At 60.8% G+C, this 17,590-nt stretch carries 16 protein-coding genes and 1 pseudogene; 4 read left to right on the top strand and 13 right to left on the bottom strand.

From position 1 onward, the window contains the following. Positions 1–51 precede the first annotated feature (51 nt). The 4 genes from G5S42_RS15795 to G5S42_RS15780 form a co-directional block, all read right to left on the bottom strand. Positions 52–903, bottom strand: coding sequence for a carbohydrate ABC transporter permease (locus G5S42_RS15795; RefSeq protein WP_176107607.1), 852 nt, complete (start codon positions 901–903; stop codon positions 52–54). A gap of 27 nt (positions 904–930) precedes the next feature. Continuing rightward, positions 931–1,836 (bottom strand): carbohydrate ABC transporter permease, encoded by a 906-nt coding sequence (locus G5S42_RS15790; RefSeq protein ID WP_176107606.1) that lies wholly within the window; start codon positions 1,834–1,836, stop codon positions 931–933. Positions 1,837–1,938: 102 nt separating this feature from the next. Further along, positions 1,939–3,192 carry an ABC transporter substrate-binding protein gene (locus tag G5S42_RS15785; RefSeq protein ID WP_176107605.1) on the bottom strand — a complete coding sequence of 418 codons (1,254 nt, stop codon included), beginning with the start codon at positions 3,190–3,192 and terminating at the stop codon, positions 1,939–1,941. A 77-nt stretch (positions 3,193–3,269) separates the two neighbouring features. Continuing rightward, positions 3,270–4,409 carry an ABC transporter ATP-binding protein gene (locus G5S42_RS15780; protein WP_176107604.1) on the bottom strand — a complete coding sequence of 380 codons (1,140 nt, stop codon included), beginning with the start codon at positions 4,407–4,409 and terminating at the stop codon, positions 3,270–3,272. A gap of 205 nt (positions 4,410–4,614) precedes the next feature. On the opposite strand from G5S42_RS15780, the gene G5S42_RS15775 reads away from it, so the two are divergent. After that, complete coding sequence (locus G5S42_RS15775; RefSeq protein ID WP_176107603.1) at positions 4,615–5,631, top strand: LacI family DNA-binding transcriptional regulator; 1,017 nt, start codon at positions 4,615–4,617, stop codon at positions 5,629–5,631. Between the two features lie 63 nt (positions 5,632–5,694). Here the strand turns inward: G5S42_RS15775 and G5S42_RS15770 are convergent, their stop codons facing one another. Then, positions 5,695–6,870 (bottom strand): L-rhamnonate dehydratase, encoded by a 1,176-nt coding sequence (locus tag G5S42_RS15770; RefSeq protein ID WP_176107602.1) that lies wholly within the window; start codon positions 6,868–6,870, stop codon positions 5,695–5,697. A gap of 31 nt (positions 6,871–6,901) precedes the next feature. After that, complete coding sequence (locus tag G5S42_RS15765) at positions 6,902–8,245, bottom strand: MFS transporter (protein ID WP_176107601.1); 1,344 nt, start codon at positions 8,243–8,245, stop codon at positions 6,902–6,904. A gap of 136 nt (positions 8,246–8,381) precedes the next feature. Here G5S42_RS15765 and G5S42_RS15760 point away from each other — a divergent pair, with 136 nt between their 5' ends. Beyond that, positions 8,382–9,317 (top strand): LysR family transcriptional regulator, encoded by a 936-nt coding sequence (locus G5S42_RS15760; protein ID WP_176107600.1) that lies wholly within the window; start codon positions 8,382–8,384, stop codon positions 9,315–9,317. A 104-nt stretch (positions 9,318–9,421) separates the two neighbouring features. On the opposite strand, the gene G5S42_RS15755 is transcribed toward G5S42_RS15760, so the two are convergent. The 3 genes from G5S42_RS15755 to G5S42_RS15745 all read right to left on the bottom strand — a co-directional run bounded on the left by G5S42_RS15755 (position 9,422) and on the right by G5S42_RS15745 (position 11,305). Then, on the bottom strand, positions 9,422–9,874 hold the full coding sequence (locus G5S42_RS15755) for a hypothetical protein (protein ID WP_176107599.1): 453 nt from the start codon (positions 9,872–9,874) through the stop codon (positions 9,422–9,424). Beyond that, positions 9,858–10,421 (bottom strand): lysozyme, encoded by a 564-nt coding sequence (locus G5S42_RS15750; protein WP_176107598.1) that lies wholly within the window; start codon positions 10,419–10,421, stop codon positions 9,858–9,860. Before G5S42_RS15750 ends, G5S42_RS15755 begins: the two co-directional genes overlap by 17 nt. A 72-nt stretch (positions 10,422–10,493) precedes the next feature. After that, positions 10,494–11,305 (bottom strand): IS5 family transposase gene (locus tag G5S42_RS15745; protein WP_176107597.1). Its coding sequence is split into 2 segments (ribosomal slippage): positions 10,494–10,957 and positions 10,957–11,305, totalling 813 coding nucleotides; the frame shifts between segments, so codons are not numbered across the junction. A 681-nt stretch (positions 11,306–11,986) separates the two neighbouring features. On the opposite strand from G5S42_RS15745, the pseudogene G5S42_RS44310 reads away from it, so the two are divergent. Both G5S42_RS44310 and G5S42_RS15740 read left to right on the top strand, forming a co-directional pair. Beyond that, positions 11,987–12,088 (top strand): annotated as a pseudogene (locus G5S42_RS44310) (RraA family protein); the annotation flags it as partial. Between the two features lie 59 nt (positions 12,089–12,147). Then, a complete protein-coding gene (locus tag G5S42_RS15740) occupies positions 12,148–12,561 on the top strand; it encodes a hypothetical protein (protein WP_176107596.1) in 414 nt (137 codons plus the stop codon). A gap of 22 nt (positions 12,562–12,583) precedes the next feature. Here G5S42_RS15740 and G5S42_RS15735 read toward each other — a convergent pair whose 3' ends face one another. Genes G5S42_RS15735 through G5S42_RS15720 form a run of 4 tightly spaced genes read right to left on the bottom strand, consistent with a single transcriptional unit; the run spans position 12,584 to position 16,987 of the window. Continuing rightward, complete coding sequence (locus tag G5S42_RS15735) at positions 12,584–12,919, bottom strand: hypothetical protein (RefSeq protein ID WP_176107595.1); 336 nt, start codon at positions 12,917–12,919, stop codon at positions 12,584–12,586. A gap of 35 nt (positions 12,920–12,954) precedes the next feature. Continuing rightward, positions 12,955–14,040, bottom strand: a complete 1,086-nt coding sequence (locus tag G5S42_RS15730) for a sugar-transfer associated ATP-grasp domain-containing protein (RefSeq protein ID WP_176107594.1) — start codon at positions 14,038–14,040, stop codon at positions 12,955–12,957. Between the two features lie 2 nt (positions 14,041–14,042). Continuing rightward, positions 14,043–15,425 carry an undecaprenyl-phosphate glucose phosphotransferase gene (locus G5S42_RS15725; protein WP_176107593.1) on the bottom strand — a complete coding sequence of 461 codons (1,383 nt, stop codon included), beginning with the start codon at positions 15,423–15,425 and terminating at the stop codon, positions 14,043–14,045. A 41-nt stretch (positions 15,426–15,466) separates the two neighbouring features. Further along, positions 15,467–16,987 carry a mannose-1-phosphate guanylyltransferase/mannose-6-phosphate isomerase gene (locus G5S42_RS15720; protein WP_176107592.1) on the bottom strand — a complete coding sequence of 507 codons (1,521 nt, stop codon included), beginning with the start codon at positions 16,985–16,987 and terminating at the stop codon, positions 15,467–15,469. Between the last annotated feature and the right edge of the window lie 603 nt (positions 16,988–17,590).

The following is a 17,590-nucleotide window of genomic DNA, read 5'->3' as shown; positions in this document are numbered from 1 at the left end:
TCGTGGTGAGTTGACGTCGAGCCGTCGTTTCAATCGTGTTTCAGGCGCCGGTTAGCCCTTGCTCGCGCCGAACGTGAGTCCGGCGACGAAATGCCTTTGCATCCCGAAGAACATCAGCACCGAAGGCAATGCGGCCAGCACCGAGCCCGCCGCGACCAGGTTCCACGCGGTCGTCCATTGCCCTTTCAACGCGGCGACGCCGACTGTGATCGGCGCGGCGTCGTCGCCTTGCGTGAGACACAGCGCCCAGAAGTAGTCGTTCCACACGAACGTGAACACGAGGATCGCGAGCGCGGCGAGCGCGGGGCGGATCAAAGGCAGCACGATGCGCAGATAGATCGTCCACTCGCTCGCCCCTTCGACGCGCGCGGCCTCGATCATCTCGAACGGCAGCTGCTTGATGAAATTGCGCAGAAACAAGGTGCAAAAGCCGGTCTGGAACGACACATGAAAGATCACCAGCGCCCACACGGTGTTGAACAGGCCGAACTTCAGCGCCATGTCGCGCACTGGAATCATCAGGATCTGGATCGGCACGAAATTGCCGGCGACGAACGCTAACAGCACGGCCGTGTTGCCCGGAAAGCGATAAGTCGCCAACGCGAAGCCCGCCATCGACGCGAGCACGATCGCGCCGATCACCGAAGGCACCGTGATCAGCACGCTATTGGCGAAGTAATGCAGCATCGGCGTTTGCGTGAGCGCGGTGCCGTAGTTCTCCAGCAGCGCGAAGTGTTTCGGCCACGTCCAGTAGTCGCCCTGCGACAACTCGTCCGTCGAGCGGATCGAGGTCAGCAAAACGGCGAGCATCGGCAGCAGCCAGATAAACAGCGCAAGCGGCAGCGAGGCCTTGTAAAGCGTGCGATTCAGCGGTTTCCAGCGTTCGACGGGAAGCGGATACATGAGCTGGTACTCCTGACGTTCAGAGAATCAGCGTTCCTCGCGCAGCATGCGACGCAAATGGAACACGATATAGACGAGCATGATCGCGAACAGCACGACCGCAATCGCGGCGGAATAGCCTTCGCGGTAATACTTGATCGCCTCGTCGTACATGAAATAGGCGAGCACGGTGGAACTGTCGAACGGGCCGCCGCCGCTCATCACCGCGATCAGATCGAAGCTGCGCAGTGCGCCGATCACAGTCAGCACCACCGCCATGAAGGTGGCGGGCCGCAGTTGCGGCAGGATCACGTGCCACAGCAGTCGCAGCCCTTTCGCGCCTTCCATGCGCGCCGCCTCGACCACCTCGGGATTGATGCCGGTGAGTCCGGTCAGATACAGGATCATGCAGAACGGTGCCTGCGGCCACAGCGCGGCGAAGATGATGCCGAACGTGACCGTGTGCGGATCGCCGAGCACCGGAATGCCGCGACCGACGATCAACCGCAGCAGCCCGAACGTCGGATCGTAGAACCAGCTGAACACAAGGCCAACTACGACGCCCGACAGCACGAACGGCGCGAAAAACAGCGATTTCACGACGCGCATGCCGCGCACATGCTGGTTCAGATACAGCGCGAACAGCAGACCGAGAGGCGGCGCGAGCAGAAACAGCGCAAGCCAGATCAGGTTGTTCTTCAGCGCCGTGTAGAACGTATCGGACTGGAACAGCTCTACGTAGTTGGCAAGACCCGCGAAGGTCTTCGGCGTCATGCCGTCCCAGTTGTACAAGCTCAGCGAAATACTGCTGATGATCGGATAGATCACGCACAGCGTGAACAACGCACAGCCGGGCAGCAGAAAGAAAAACGCGGCGCGATGCTGATGACGGCGCGTCGTCGAGACGCGACGGTGCCGCGCCGCGGGCAGGCGGCGCGCTGCGGTATGAGACATGGAACGGCCTCGTCGGAAATCGAAGGCGGACTTGATCCGGAAGCAGGACCCAGAAGCGGGACCCGCAAGCCGGCCGCACTCACGCGGCCGGCGCCGTGGGACTCACTTCTGGTAGATGCGCTTGCGGGTCGCTTCGAGATGAGCGAGCACGCTGTCGAGTTGCGACGGATCGCTGTAGAACTGCTGCATGGCCTTCATGCCTTCGTCGGCCATTTCCTTCTGCATGTCGCGATCGTAGAACTGCGCGATGCCGCCCTTCGTGTTCGCGAGCGTCTGGAAGCCGACCTTCGAGATCGCGTCTTCAGGCGGAGCGGCCTGGCTGTTCGACGGCAACTGTCCCCAGCCCTTCGCGAGTTCCGCGTTGATCTTCGGCGTCTCCATGAACGCGAGCAGCTTGCGCGCGTCGGCCTTGTTCTTGGCCTTCGCCGGAATCAGCAGCACGTTGACGGGACCGTCTTCTGCCATCGGCACGTTTGCGTCGATCACCGGGAAGCGGAAGAAGCCGATCTGATCCTTGATCGACGGCGGGAAGCTCGCCGAGAAGAACGTGCCCATCAGCATCATCGCGGCCTTGCCGTTGTTCAGGATCGGGCCGATCGAATCGACGTCGTACGACAGCGCGTTGTCGATGAAGTCTTTGTTGTCGAGCAGCGTCTTCCACGTCGTGTAGACCTTCTTCACGCGCGGATCGGTGTACGGAATTTCGCCGGCCATCAGCTTCTGATGGAACTCGTTGCCGTTGATGCGCAGATCCAGATAGTCGAACCACGCGGCCAGCGTCCAGCTATCACGTGCGGCCACCGCGATCGGCGCGACACCGATCGCCTTCAACTTCCTGTTGGCTTCGAGCAGTTCGTCCCACGTTTTCGGCTCGCTCTTGATGCCGGCCTTCTCGAACAGATCCTTGCGATAGAAGAAGCCGTACGCGTCATAGCCGAGCGGCGCCGCATACTGCTTGCCCTTGTACGTCGATGCGTCCTTGACCGACGCATACTGCTGCGACCAGCCGTTCTTCGCCCAGTCCGAGCTCAGATCTTCGAGCAGACCACGTTGCGCGTAATAGGCCATCCGCTCGCCGTCGTGCCACGACACGACATCGGGCGGATCGGTCGCGAGCCAGCCGCCCATCTGCACCTTGTACGCTTCCTCGGTCACATAGGTGATTTTCAGGTCGATGTCGGGATTGGCTTTCTTGAACTGATCGAATGCGTCCTGCCAGGTCGAGCGCTGATTACCGCGCGCCGATACGTTGACGTTCAGCGTAGCCGCGTCGACCCCGGCACTGCCGAGCGCGCCGGCTAGCACGGCGGCGGCGATCGATACCTGGGCAAGACGGCGAAGGCGAAGAGCAATCATCTGTGTCTCCTTGTCTACCTTGTTGACCGGCTACGCAGCGTGGCCGGCGATGTAACCCGCTCTATGGCGGAATTCGGTCAGGCGGCCGCGCGTTCCGGTTCGAACGTGCTACGCCGCAGCGCGAGCCCCTGTTCGTCGAACAGATGGCAAGCAGCGGGCGGCACGTGAACGCGGATGCGTTCGCCAGCGACGAGCGGCGTATCGCCGGGCGCTTTCGCGATCAGCGTGCCGCCTGCATGGTCCGCGTGGATATAGCTGTGCTCGCCGAGCCGCTCCGACAGCACGGTCGCGCACTGAATGAACTGTTCATCGCCGTCGAGCCGCAGATGCTCCGGGCGCACGCCGAGCGTGACGCGCTGGCCGCGTTGCAGTCGTTCTCCATCTACGTCCGCGACGAGCTTTTGCGCGCCCGCCGCCAGCGCCACCGTCACGCGGCCCGGCTCGATCGATTCGACCGCTGCATCGATGAAGTTCATGCGCGGCGAGCCGATAAAGCCCGCGACGAAGCGCGACTTCGGGTGGTGATACAGCTCGAGCGGCGCACCGCTCTGCGCGATGCTGCCGAAGCGCTCGGCATCCGCGCCCGCATGCAGCAGCACGATGCGATCGGCGAGCGTCATCGCTTCGACCTGATCGTGCGTGACGTACACCACGCTCGCGTTCGCGAACCTCTGATGCAGACGCGCGATCTCGACGCGCGTCTGACCGCGCAGCGCGGCATCGAGATTCGACAGCGGCTCGTCGAACAGAAACACGCCCGGCTCGCGCACGATCGCGCGGCCGATCGCGACGCGCTGCCGCTGGCCGCCCGACAGCGCTTTGGGATGCCGGTTGAGCAGGCCGTCCAGTTGCAGAATCCGCGCGGCTTCACGCACCTTGCGCTCGATCACGTCCTTCGGCTGCTTCGCGAGCTTCAATCCGAACGCCATGTTGTCGAACACGGTCATGTGCGGAAACAGCGCATAGCTTTGGAACACCATCGCGACGCCGCGCTCGGCGGCCGGCACGTCGTTGACGAGTCGCCCGCCGATATGCAGCTCGCCCCCGCTGAGGTCCTCGAGACCGGCGATCATCCGTAGTAAGGTTGACTTGCCGCAGCCCGACGGGCCCAGGAACACGCAGAACTCATGCTGCGCGATCTCCAGATTCACGCGCCGGATCACCGGCGGATGGTCGCCGTAGGCCTTTTGCACATCGCTCAAACGAATCGTCGCCATGCTGTCTCCGTCTTGATTTAACCGCTTAAATTTTCGCCGAAATAAAACGCCCGGGCCTTGTGCGGGCGGCATTTAATCGCTTAAATTCGAGTTCGACGGAAAAAGTCATGGCAGGGTGTCTCCGTTACGTTTTTGAGAAAGTTAGCAATCTCGCGGGTCGTTTGCAACACTTGAATTGACCTCCCTAAATCTGGGATAACCCAACATGGTCACGTTGTCCGAAGTCGCGAAACGCGCGCAGGTTACCGCCGCCACCGTCTCCAACGTGCTGCGCAATCGCGAGAAAGTCCGCCCTGAAACGGCTGAGCGCGTGCTGCAGGCGATAGCCGAACTCGGCTATCGGCCGAACCTGAATGCGCGAGCGCTCGCCGAAGGCCGCTCGTCGACGCTCGCACTGATGCTGTCGAACATCTCGAACCCGTTCTATCCGGAGTTCGTGCTCGCCGCCGAGCGCGCGGCGCGCAAGACCGGCCACTTCCTGATGGTTTGCAATACCGACGACGACGCCGAAATCGGCCGCGCGTATCTGAATCAGATCGCCGGCACGCTCGCCGACGGCGTGCTCGTGATGAACACGGACATCACGATCAACGATCTGTGCGCATCGGCGACACATAGCGCGCCGATTCTGCTTGCGATGTGGGAGCACCCAGAGTCGCCGCCCGCGCTACCGTGCATCGCGGTCGACTTCGCGCGCGCGGGCGAATTGGCCGCGCGGCATCTGCTCGGACTCGGCCATCGCGAGATCGGCTTGCTGATCGGCGACGGCTGCGGCGGCTTGCAGGACGCGCGCTCGAACGGTTTTCGGGCGGCGATGCGCGCGGCCGGCATCGAAGCCGACGCGGCCGCAGTGCTGCAAATTCGCGACTCGATCGACGCCGGCTTCGCCGCCTGCATGGAGCTGATGGCGAACCGCCCGCAACTGAGCGCGATCTTCGCGACCAACGACCTGCTCGCGATCGGCGCGATCCAGGCGTTGATCACGCTCGGCCGCTCGGTTCCCGGCGACGTGTCGGTGATCGGCATCACCGACATTCAGCTCGCGCATCAGGTGCATCCGGCGCTGACCACGGTCGCGATTCAAACCGCGGCTGTCGCGGAGTTGTCGATCCAGAGTCTGATCCGTTTGATCCAGACGCCGGAGCGGCAGCCGTCGATGGTGCTCGGGCCGCCGCCCGAGCTGGTGGTGCGTGCTTCGACCGGGCCGCGCAGGAAACGCTGACGCGCCTTAGCTAGCTCGCTCCACCGCCATCAGCGTGACGATACTTTCCTCGGGTCTGTCGATTCATTCGACGATGTTGAAATCGGCAAGATACTTGTCGCTCAACTGGATGCCCAGGCCCGGCACGTCGTCCGACAGTTGCAGATAGCCATTTTCCGGTTGCGGCTCGCCTTCGAAGATGTAGTAGAACAATTCGTTGCCCACTTCGACGTCGAACACAGGGAAGAACTCCGACATCGGACTCGCGGTGCTCGACATCGTCAGGTGATAGTTGTGCATCTGCCCCGCGTGAGGGATAACCGGCACCGACCACGCTTCGGCCATCGCATTGATCTTGCGCGCCGCCGTGATGCCGCCCACGCGATTCGTGTCGTACTGGATCACGTCGATCGCGCGGCGTTCGAGCAGATCCTTGAAGCCGTAGCTCGTGAACTCGTGCTCGCCGCCCGACACCGGCATCAGGTTCATCTTCTTCAGCTCCTGATAGCCTTCGATGTCGTCGCCGATCACCGGCTCCTCGATCCAGCGCGGATTGAATTCTGCGAGGCGCGGCAGCATTCTGCGCGCGTATTCGAGCGTCCAGCCCATATAGCATTCGAGCATGATGTCGACTTCGTCGCCGGCGAGTTCACGCAACAGGCGCACCTGTTCGACATTTTTCGCCATGCCTTTCGGGCCGTCTTTCGGGCCGTAGCCGAAGCGCATCTTCATCGCGGTGAAGCCGCTGTCCAGGTAGCCTTGTGCTTCGCCGAGGAACGCATCGCGGTCGTCGTTGTTGTAGAGCTTCGACGCGTAACACCAGATCTTTTCTTTCGTGCGGCCGCCGAGCAGCTTGAACACCGGCTTTTTCACGGCCTTGCCCATGATGTCCCACAGCGCGATATCGATCGCGGAGATCGCCGCCATGCCGATGCCTTTGCGGCCCCAGGCGAGCGTGCGGCGATACATCTTCTGCCAGATGTACTCGTTGTCGAACGGATCTTCGCCGATCGCGATCGGCGCAAGGTATTCGTCGATGATCTGCTTCGCGATGCGCGGCGCGAGCGCGCAATTGCCGATGCCCACCGTGCCGTCGTCGCATTCGACTTCGACGACGAGCCAGCCGTGAAAGCGGAATGAACCCATCGCGTCGCCGCGCTCGTACAGAATATCGACCGCGTTCGTGCAGAAATGCGCTTGCGGCGGGACGACTTTGCCTTTCCACTCGAAAACACGCGTACGGATATGCTTGATCTTCATGTTCGACGATTTCCTTCTGAGAGTCGGTGAGTCAGTGGCCCGTGCGTTCGCTGAGCGGGCTATTGCGATGAGAGACGGAACTGTAAGCGGCAGCGGACGTGAAGCGGAACGTCAGCAGCAGCAACGCGCCGATCAGGCCGACCACCGCGAGCGAGAACATCCCCGCCTGCGACGAGCCGATCGCGCGCTCGGCCAGCCCCTTCAGGTTCGGTGCGACGAAGCCGCCGAGATTGCCGATCGAATTGATCAACGCGATGCCGCCCGCGGCCGCGGCGCCGCCCAGGTAACCGGTGGGTAGCGTCCAGAACAGCGGCTGCACGCAGACGAAACCGATCGCGGCGAAACAGAACGCGGCAATCGCCAGCGTCACCGACGACGTCATCGCCGATGCGGCAATGCCGAACGCCGCGAGCGCGAGCATCGCCGCGGCCCAGATACGGTGATGACCGTGACGGTCGGCGTAGCGCGTCACGCAGAACGTCCCGATGATCGCGGCGATCCACGGAATCGCGGTCAGCAGTCCGACCTCGACGCCGACGTGGCCACCGCTCGCAAGCCCGGCGATGCGCGTCGGCAGATAGAACACGACACCGTACACGCTCATCTGCACCGCAAAGTAGATCAGGCCGCAGAACAGCACGCGCGAATCGCGCAGCGCCGCCAGCACCGAAGCCGGACCATGCTCGAGCTTCTGGCGGTCTTCCTGGCGCAATGCGTGATCGAGCGCATCACGCTCATCGGCATGGAGCCAGCGCGCCTCGACGGGCCGGTCGGTCAGATAGAAGTAAGCGACGACACCCACCACCGACGCCGCGAGCCCCTCGACGACAAAGAGCCACTGCCACGGATGCATGCCAAAGGGATTGCCCGCATCGAGCAGCAGACCCGATATCGGGCTGCCGAGCAACAGCGCGAGCGGGAAGCCAAAATAGAACATCCCCATCGTCTGCGAGCGCGTTTTCGCGGGAAACCAGTTCGACAGGAACAGGATGATGCCGGGGAAGAAACCGGCTTCGGCGATGCCGAGCAGCGTGCGCAGCACATAGAAGCTCGTGGCGCTGTCGACGATGGCGGTGCACGCGGACACGATGCCCCACGTGACCATGATGCGGCTCATCCAGACGCGAGCGCCGAAGCGGTACATCAGCAGATTGCTCGGCACTTCGAACACCGCATAGCCGACGAAGAAAATGCCGGCGCCGAAGGCGAACGCCGCGTCGCTCAAGCCGGTGTCGGCCTGTAGCACGTTCTTCGCGAAGCCGACGTTCGCGCGGTCGATGAACGCCAGTACGTACATCAGGATCAGAAAAGGCAGCAGCCTCGTGCGCGCTTTGGTAATCGCGCTGTCGAGCGCGGGGCTCGCGGTCATCGTCATGCGTCGTCTCCAGTTTGGTCTTGTCAACGCGAAAGGCGTCGCGATTGCCGTTCGGCGATAAGCGCTAGTGTGCGAAACTATCCGATAACTGACCACTGAATAATTCGTATCGGCCGATTCCTTAAAGTTATCGCTCATGATCCCGCCCGCCTCCACCATCCGCAAGCGTCTGCGCCTACGTCATCTGCAACTGATGGTCGCGCTGTCGGAAACCGAATCGCTGCGGCGCGCCGCGGACGATCTCGCGATGACCCAGCCCGCAGCGACCAAGGCCTTGCAGGATCTCGAAGACACGCTCGGTGTATCGCTGTTCGTGCGACATGCGCGCGGCATGGAGCCGACGATCTTCGGCGAGGCCGTGATGCGCTATGCGCGTGTCGTGTTCGAGGATCTCGACGAGCTGCGCGAGGAGTTGGCCGGCATCGAGGCCGGCGACATCGGCAAGGTACGCATCGGCGCGGTGATGGCGCCGTCGCCCGAACTGCTGACGCACACGATCGTCAAGCTGAAGGAGGCGCATCCGCGCCTGCAGATGGCGGTCACGATCGACACCAGCGACGTGCTGGTGCAGTCGCTGCAACAGGATCAGCTCGATATAGTGATCGGTCGGATTCCCGATGGTTTTCCGGCACTCGACCTGAGCTTCGAGACGTTGGCGGAAGAGGCGCTGTCGATCGTCGTGCGGCCCGATCATCCCGCCGTGAAAGCAGGCAAACAAGCTCAGACGCGGCCGAAGCTCGCGGACCTTGCGCGCTATCCGTGGATCATCCAGCCGCATCCGAGCCCGATGCGCCAGGTCATCGATCAAACGTTTCGCGAGTCGCGCGTCGCGCCGCCGGTCAGCACGGTCGAGACGTCGTCGATTCTGACCACGCTGTCGTTGCTGCGCGATTCGGACATGCTCGCCGTGCTGCCGAGTTCGGTCGCGCAGTACTACGTCGCGCTCGATGCGATTGCCGCGGTCGCGACGCCGTTGCGCGGCCGGCTCGCACCATATGGGCTGATTCTGCGCAGAAACCGGCGCGTCACGCCGGCGATGCAACTGGTCATCGATTCGATTCGTGCGGCGTGAGGGCTTCTGTGAAGCGCTGCTATTCGACGTCTCGGAGGAGAAGAACTATTTCATCGTCCTGTTCACAGTCGGCACAAATTCATCGCGTCCCTCTCCAATCCTTGTTACCGACCTCTTCGAAGTAACCGATTGACTGCAGCACATTTTGGAATTTTTGACGTTTCCATATCTTCGGGACAAGACAGCCACTTATAGAACTCCAGTTCCTGCGAAGCGATATTTAAGCGGCATTCCGCAACCTGAAAACCCGTATCGGGAGCATAGCGATCACTCCACTCGTTAAACGAATAAGCAATCAATGTACAGTCCGATGACATTCTTTCATTCCAGATTCCAAAATTCTTGTCGAGAGCAATCTGCTTATCTCCAGTCGTACCTTTCCTGATGCCTCGATACAGCTTCTCTGCGTTCGCAAGAATTTTTTCTGTGTCGGCGTTGGTGCAGGCAAGAAAATCGTTTCGCGTTTTTGCCTTCTCTTCACATGCCGTATCCGCCAACGCTGAAATAGACGCCGATATCATCAGTACCGCCCCGATGGTTTTAACGGTTGTGGTCATAATTTCCTTCTTTGAAAAGATTGCCTTCTGAGCGACGACGCTTGATCAGTCCACGCGGCCGCACACCGCCAGCCATCGTGTAATCCAAAAATTTGGCCGGTACGCGGTCATAGTGACCCGAGTTAACAAGACTCAACAAGCCAGCGTTACCACTTGGAAGGTTATATACAAAGCAAACGAGCGCATCGTACTCGTACTGATATAGTGGAACGCGAATCTTTCTATTTAGAATGTGCTCAGGGTAATCAAGGTCAAGCAGCAACAATTCTCGGGCCTCGGCAATTGTTATGCCATTACGAAATTGCGCTTCAGACACCGCTCCTGATATTGGCCCCATATGAACCAGATGTCCATACCCAATAGTTGCATTACCTCCTTTACCTGCACCGTCGTTGTCGTACATATGTGGCTTGAAAGCTTCCCAGCCTGCAATGAAAGTTATCCCTTGCTGCGATATCTTCCATGGCTTGCAGAGTCTGCCCGAATGGACAGTCACGCATGAATTCGGATTGGTATTCGTTATCGCTGTTCCAAGTGCGTCGGGCATTACGCGTCCTCTCGGTGACCAAGATAAATAGATATGGATTGAGCGCCGTTCGTTTTGTAGCGTTTAGAAGCGTTAACAAAATGAGTTCTTCAGTCTTCGCCAGCAGATGATGCAGCATGCGATTTTCATGAAGGCTTCATGGATGGAGGCAAGACGTTCGAAGCGGATACGCAGTCGTCGAAAGTTATGGAGCCATGAAATGGTGCGCTCGACAACCCAGCGTGTTTTGCCCAGTCCGCTGCCATGTGGCTCGCCGCGTCGGGCGATTTCAGTCGCGATGCCGGCTGCGTGTAGCGGACGTCGGTATTTGTCGTGATCGTAGCCTCGGTCGCCCTGAACAATATGGGGCTTCGAAAGTGGCCGGCCGCGCTTGCCAGCAATGGGCGCGATGGCGTCAACCAGTGGGCGAAGCTGGGTAACGTCGTTACGGTTGGCGCCTGTGAGGATTACCGCGAGCGGGATGCCCTGCGCCTCGGTGATGAGATGGTGCTTTGAACCGGGTCGCGCGCGATCCGTGGGATTCGGTCCCGTTTTTGACCTGCGCCCACTGCGCGGATCGAGGAGGAATCGACGATGACACGGGACCAGTCAATCTGGTCAGCCGCACGCAGCTTTGCTAGCAGGACTTCATGCAGTCGGTCCCAAACGCCGGCAGCCTGCCAGTCCCGCAGACGGCGCCAGCAACTCATGCCGCTGCCGCAGCCCATCTCGCGTGGCAGCAGGTCCCAGCGCAGGCCTGTCTGCAGGATGAACAGGATGCCCATGAGGAGCGCACGATCATCAAGCGGTTTGCGCCCAGGATAACGGCTTCGCCTTGGTTTGGGAGGGGGCAGCAACGGTTCGATCAGTGCCCAAAGTTCGTCGTCGAGTATAGGTTTAGCCATGTCCTTTTCGTCGTCGAAACAATGAAAAGGTTAACAGGATTCATCGAGAGTAAACAGCCCCCCTCGTTCATTTTGTTAAGGGTTCTTAGTGCGCCCCAAACCATCTGTAACGCCGTGTACGAGCGAACCAGACGGCAGACGAACCGTGTAATACGTGTCGCGCATAGTCCGGCCGCCAGCATCTTTGAGTGTGTATTGCTCGTCGTGAGTCCGATCGTTCGACGTTAGCGCTGACTCTGCCTTGCGTTCGCGACAATTGCACGTCCATGCATATCCCAGGGCCTCGGCCATGGCGTAACCGGTTGGAAGCGAGCGGAGCTTATCGAATGCAAAGAACTCCCCAGTCTCGGCGTTCAAGGCCATTGCGGATGGCATTGGGGGAAAATTGGAATATATCGAATAGGTAATGCGGCAAACCCCGCATACTTCCTCCTCAACGCTCCAAGTGTTCTGCTGTCTCTGTTGCTCCATTGAAGTCCTCATCAGGTTTCGGGGTGATGCCCCGAGAATTGACACCTGAAACGGACCACGGTCAACCGTTTTAAATTGGGATAAGCCGTTTTTGACAACTATTTACAATGGTGTCGCGTTTCTTATTTTTATTGCATATCCTGCTTAGGCGGCGTGACTAGAAAAAGGCGGCATTGAGCCGCCCCCTGATCGTCAGGAATTGACGGCCCCGGCACCGCATTGACGACCCATACACGCCCCGGCGACAATCTCGCGATTCATCGCGCGTTCGAATTCTGCCGCACCGGCGACCTGCTCGTGATCAATGATGCGACTCGCGACGCAGCGCAACCGGATGATGAACGGCTCATGAACCCCTTGCTACTAGCCACATGGCGCACTACCTGAACACTGCAACCCTTCTCGACCTCGCGCGCGCGGCGCAGCGGCGCCTGGAACAACAACGCGCCGCCGCGCCTTGCGAATGCACGCGCACTCCCCTCGACGGCTGGCAATCGCAACCGCTTTCACTCGACAAAACCTTGTTGGAGGAGATCGGCACGCTGATGCCGGAAGACGATCCCGAGCCGACCTTCAGCGAATATCTGCCCAATAAGACGAGCTACTGGTCGGCCGATGCGCCGATCGCGCCGCGCTATTTCCCGTACAACCGCTGCGGCGTATGGCAATGCTCGACGTGCGGGCGACTGTACTTGCGCTACGTCGAAGGCGGCGGTTACTTTGTCGACCGCAGGATTCGCGCGGTGAACGCGGATCTGATCGAGGAGGTGCCGCTGCCCGCGTAACGCGGTTTGCCATCGCCACGGTTCAGGCATCGTCCCTGTCCGCGCGCGCGACACCCAGCAGTTCCTTGACGCGCCGCGCGAGATTCGACAGCACGCTGTCGGGGCGCGCCGCAGCCTGCTGTCTATGCGGCATATGCTGCAGATCGTGCCAGTCGGTATCCAGCGCTCTGGCGTGACCGTCGGCGCTGAACGGCCATTCGAGCACCACCGCGCGCAAACGCGCGGCACGCGAGCTTCTGTCGGCGCGATCGATATACGCATTGATCGCCGACGCCTCGTGCCGCGCCGATTCCTCAGAATCGACGGCAATGAAGTCGTTCAGCCCTTCGATGTGGACGCACCATAACTGTTCGCTCACGTCGCGTCTCCCGCTGCGTTTATTGTCCTGCCCGGTCAGACCGGTGGCAGCCGTCCAAAGTCAGGTTCGGCCCTGAGCCGTTCCCAGTTCAGATCCGCGAAGCACGGGCCTTGCGTCGCCTCGCTGAATTTGACGTCGTTGTGCTTGCCGTTCCACTCCATCAACTTGACCTGGTCGTTCGCGTCGACCGTGAGATCCCAGCCGATGCAGCGCGCAAACGGAATCTTCCTGTGCAGGCGCAGCACGGTCGCCATGCATTTGTCGAAACACGGAATCTTCACGCCCGCAAAGTGCACGCCCGAGTCCGGATGCGCCTCCACCGCGCCCCAGTCGCTCATATACCCAAAGTCGCACAGTTCGCCCGTCTCGAGATTGACCGACACGCATATTTCGCGATTCGCCAGCACATGCGTATCTTCGGCTCTGCCGAGCCGCAAGTAGCAGGCTCGAACGGAAATGCGGCCGGCGTCGTCCACCACGGTCGTGAAGCGCAACGTCGCCACCGGTTTCGAAGCAAACGCAGTGAACAAACTGTGCTGGTCGATGAAAGTCTGAATCACGCCATTGCCGAGCGACCTGATGACCGCGGGGTCGAAGTTGGCACGGTCGAAGAAGTAGACACCATTGCCCTGTCCGGAACCGTCGAGCTTGAAGGCGACGCGCTCGGTATGTTCGAACACGACGTCCTTCACGTCGCGCTCGGGTACCACGACGCTTTTGTCCGTAAAGAACAGCCCGTTGGCAAAGTACGCCAGGTCCGGCAATTCGTCGCCGTCGAAAATCAGCCGTGAAATCGGCTTAAGGCTCGAAATCTTGCCGTACCAGCCTTTCAGATGCGGCACGACGACGATCCCATAGTAGTTGTCCGGAATCCAGCCTTCCTTGAATGTGCCGCAAAACGCGGTATAAACGCGCAGCCAGGGCGCGTAGACCGGGTCACCGAACACGTCCCGCGCATAGGCGTCCGCGAGCCGCAGGTTGTTCGGGTCGGCCTTGCCATATCTGCTTTCCAGTCGCTCCAATATTCTTCTCGCCTGCATGCCGTGATCGTGGTGAAAGCGGTAAAGCGAGACCCGCTTTGCTGATCGTCTCACTACGTTTTCAACTCCGGATAGCATCATGCTTAGTACGCGTTTGGATGATGAAGCCCCTTGAAAATCGTGGCCAGAATGATCTTCATGTCGAGCCAGAATGACCAGTTGCGCAGGTAGTACAGATCGTGTGCAACACGGCCTTCCATTTTTTCGAGGCGATCGGTCTCGCCGCGATATCCGTTGATCTGCGCCCAGCCGGTAATGCCGGGTTTGATCCGATAACGCTGAATATAGCCCGACACGATGTTCTGATAGAGATCGTCATGTTCGAGCGCATGCGGACGCGGCCCTACCACCGACATATCGCCGCGCAGCACGTTGAAGAACTGCGGCAGTTCGTCGAGACTCGTGCGGCGCAGGAACGCACCGACGCTGGTGATGCGTGGATCGCCGCGCGTCGCCTGTTCGAGAATGCCCGGCTTCTGCTCGTGCATGCGCATCGTGCGGAACTTGTAGATCGTAAATACGCGGCCGTCGGCGCCTTTGCGGCGCTGCTTGAAGAACACCGGCCCGCGCGAACTCAGTTTGACGGCTATCGCGCAGCCCAGCAGGATCGGCGAGATCGCGATCAAAGCGACGAGCGCGAACAGACGGTCGAACAGGTCTTTCTGCACCAACGCCTTGGGCGGCAGCGGCGACGCGGCGAGATTGATCGTCGGCAAGCCGAGCAACTCGGTCATGCTGCCTTCGAACAGCGCAAGCGAGCGCACGTCGGGCATGAAGCGCACATTGATCAGGTCGTTGCGAAACTCCGCCACCAGCTTGAGAATCGCGCGCTCCTCGGTGAGCGGCAGTGCCAGCCACACTTCGCCGATCTGCTGCTCGCGCACGTAGCGAGCGAACGCGGACTGTTCTTCGAACACCTGCACCGACGGGTGCGGCGGCACGCAACACTCGGGGTGCAGGTTATACAACGCATTCGCGCGAAAGCCGGCAGCGGGCGAGGTCTCGATCTTGCGAATGATCTCGTCGCAATGATCGCCGCACGCCGCCACCGCGACCTGCTGCAAGTTCATCCCCGCATGGCGCATGCGGCCGAGCAGCGCATGCGTGACCAGCCGGCCGGACATCATCGCGGCGCCCGAAATGCCGGTCCAGTACACGAACCAGAGCCGCGACACGATGTCGATCCGGTGCAGCGAGAACATCAGCACCATCGCGCACGCCTGCACGACGAGCCAGCCGAGCGCCACCTGGCTCGCCAGCACTCTTTTCGAGCGGCCCCGCCAGGACTCGTATACGCCGAGCGCCGGAAAGACCGCGAGAGCAAACGCCGCGGCAAAAGCGACGAACGCGAAATAGAAGCTCCGTTGCGAGCCGCCGTCGAAGCGCACCTGTGAGGCCGCGAAGGCCCCAGCCACGATCATCGCGACGTCGAACGCTCTCGCCAGCAGACCAGTCAGCAATCGCATCACAGCCCCCTCATAGGACGTATCAGGTCGACTTCGTCGCATCAGCCACAACGCCCGTACTTGTCGTCGAAACGCACGATGTCGTCTTCGCCGAGATAAGTGCCGGACTGTACTTCGATGATCTGCAGCGGTACGCGGCCCGGATTTTCGAGCCGATGGCGAACACCTAGCGGGATGTAGGTCGATTCGTTTTCGCCGAGGAGAAACTGCTCTTCTCCACGCGTGACGAGCGCGGTGCCGCACACCACCACCCAATGCTCGGCGCGATGATGATGCATCTGCAACGACAGACGGCCGCCCGGCATCACGACGATGCGCTTCACCTGAAAGCGCTCGCCATGATCGATCGAGTCATAGAAACCCCACGGGCGGCGGACTTTTCTGTGAGCATCGGCTTCCGGTGACTTCTCGGCCCTGATCCGCGACACGAGTCCCTTGATGTCCTGCACATGCGAGCGATCCGCGACGAGCACCGCGTCGTCGGTTTCGATCACGATCATGTTGTCGGTGCCGACGCAAGCGAGAAGCCTGCCTCCTTGCGAGCGTGCGTAGGTCGCGGTGGCTCCTTCGAACAGCACGCGGCCGCTGGCCGCGTTACCGCACTCGTCCTTCTCCATCGCTTGCCACACGGCATCCCACGAGCCGAGATCGGACCACCCCGCTTCGAGCGGCACCACCACGCCCGAAAACGCCGACTCAGGTTTGCCTAGCTGTTCCATCACCGCATAGTCGATCGAGTCGGACGGCGAACCGAGAAACCCGTCGGCGTCCGGCATGATGCATTCTTCAGTCTTCTTCGCGTCGCGATACGCCTGAATGCAGGCCGTGTGCATGTCCGGCTGAAACTGCTGGATGACCGAGAGCCACACCGACGCCCGCACGACGAAGATGCCGCTATTCCACCAATAATTGCCCGACGCGACGTACTGGGCCGCGAGTTCCGCCGCGGGCTTCTCCACGAAGCGCTCGATGCGACGCGCGCCGTCGGGCAATGCATCGCCGAGCCGGATATAACCGAAGCCCGTATCGGCCCGTTCGGGCGGCACGCCTAGCGTGACGATCGCGCCGTTGCGCGCATGCGTTGCGGCGATGTGGAGCGAGTGATGCAGCGCTTCCAGATTCGCGATCGCATGGTCGGCTGGCATCGCGACGAGGATCGCGTCTTCGTCTTCCGTGCATGCCGTCAGCGCGGCAAGCGTCAGTGCCGGCGCCGTATCGCGACGCGCGGGCTCGACCACGATCCGCGCGTTCACGCCGATCTCGCGCGCCTGTTCGTAAGTGGCGAAATAATGCTCGGTGCCGCAGACGATCACCGGATCGGCCGCGACGTTCCATGCGGCATCGAAGCCCGCCATGCGCCCCATGGTCGCTTGCAGCAAAGTCTGCTTACCGATCACGTCGATCAGTTGCTTGGGAAACTGTTCGCGCGACACCGGCCACAACCGGGTGCCGGAACCACCGGCGAGAATCACCTGCACGAGCGTCGGGAAATCCGACTCGGCGGCATCCTGTCGTATCGTTTCGACATCCACTGCGGCGGCTGCCGCGGTAACCTTACCCATCGCAAACTCCTTCGCATTGAAACCGGCTCGGGAACGCGTCTTCCTGGACGACACCGAACGACGCGGTGTGCCGCGATCCACGCAAATACCGTCTGATGTGATTTATCGACAGGGCGTCCGCGTCAAACGGACCAGACCAGTAGTTCAGTTCACAGTGATAGAGGCACGCGCCGACGGCAAATCCGGCGCGAGCTGGAAGTACAGAAACTGACTGGCCGAATCGCAGTGGTCTGCTCGACAACGACGACCGGAAAACGATTTGAAAACGAAAGAACGAATGTGGCAACGACGTACATCGGATCTGGTCGACGTCGTGCCCCGATGGATTCATCATAGTGAGAGCGCCTTGCGACACAGGTCATCTGGCGCGAAGCGCGGAAGTTTTGGCGGCGCTCGCGGACCGGATTTCGCAAGCTTGCGAACGAGCTTGCACTTCTATTGCAGTGCGCACGATGGAAATAAGCAGCGACACGTGCTACCGTTTAATGAACGTCCCGTGGCATTCCTGTCAAAGACAAACAGCGGTGTGATCCCGCACGGCCACGCTGTAAGTCTTTCGCTGTTCCCAATCTCGCCATCATCCAGCGCATGGGCACAACCCCA

Origin of the sequence: Paraburkholderia youngii (assembly GCF_013366925.1) — a bacterium.
GTDB lineage: Bacteria > Pseudomonadota > Gammaproteobacteria > Burkholderiales > Burkholderiaceae > Paraburkholderia > Paraburkholderia youngii.
This window is presented reverse-complemented; position numbering and strand designations above follow the sequence as displayed.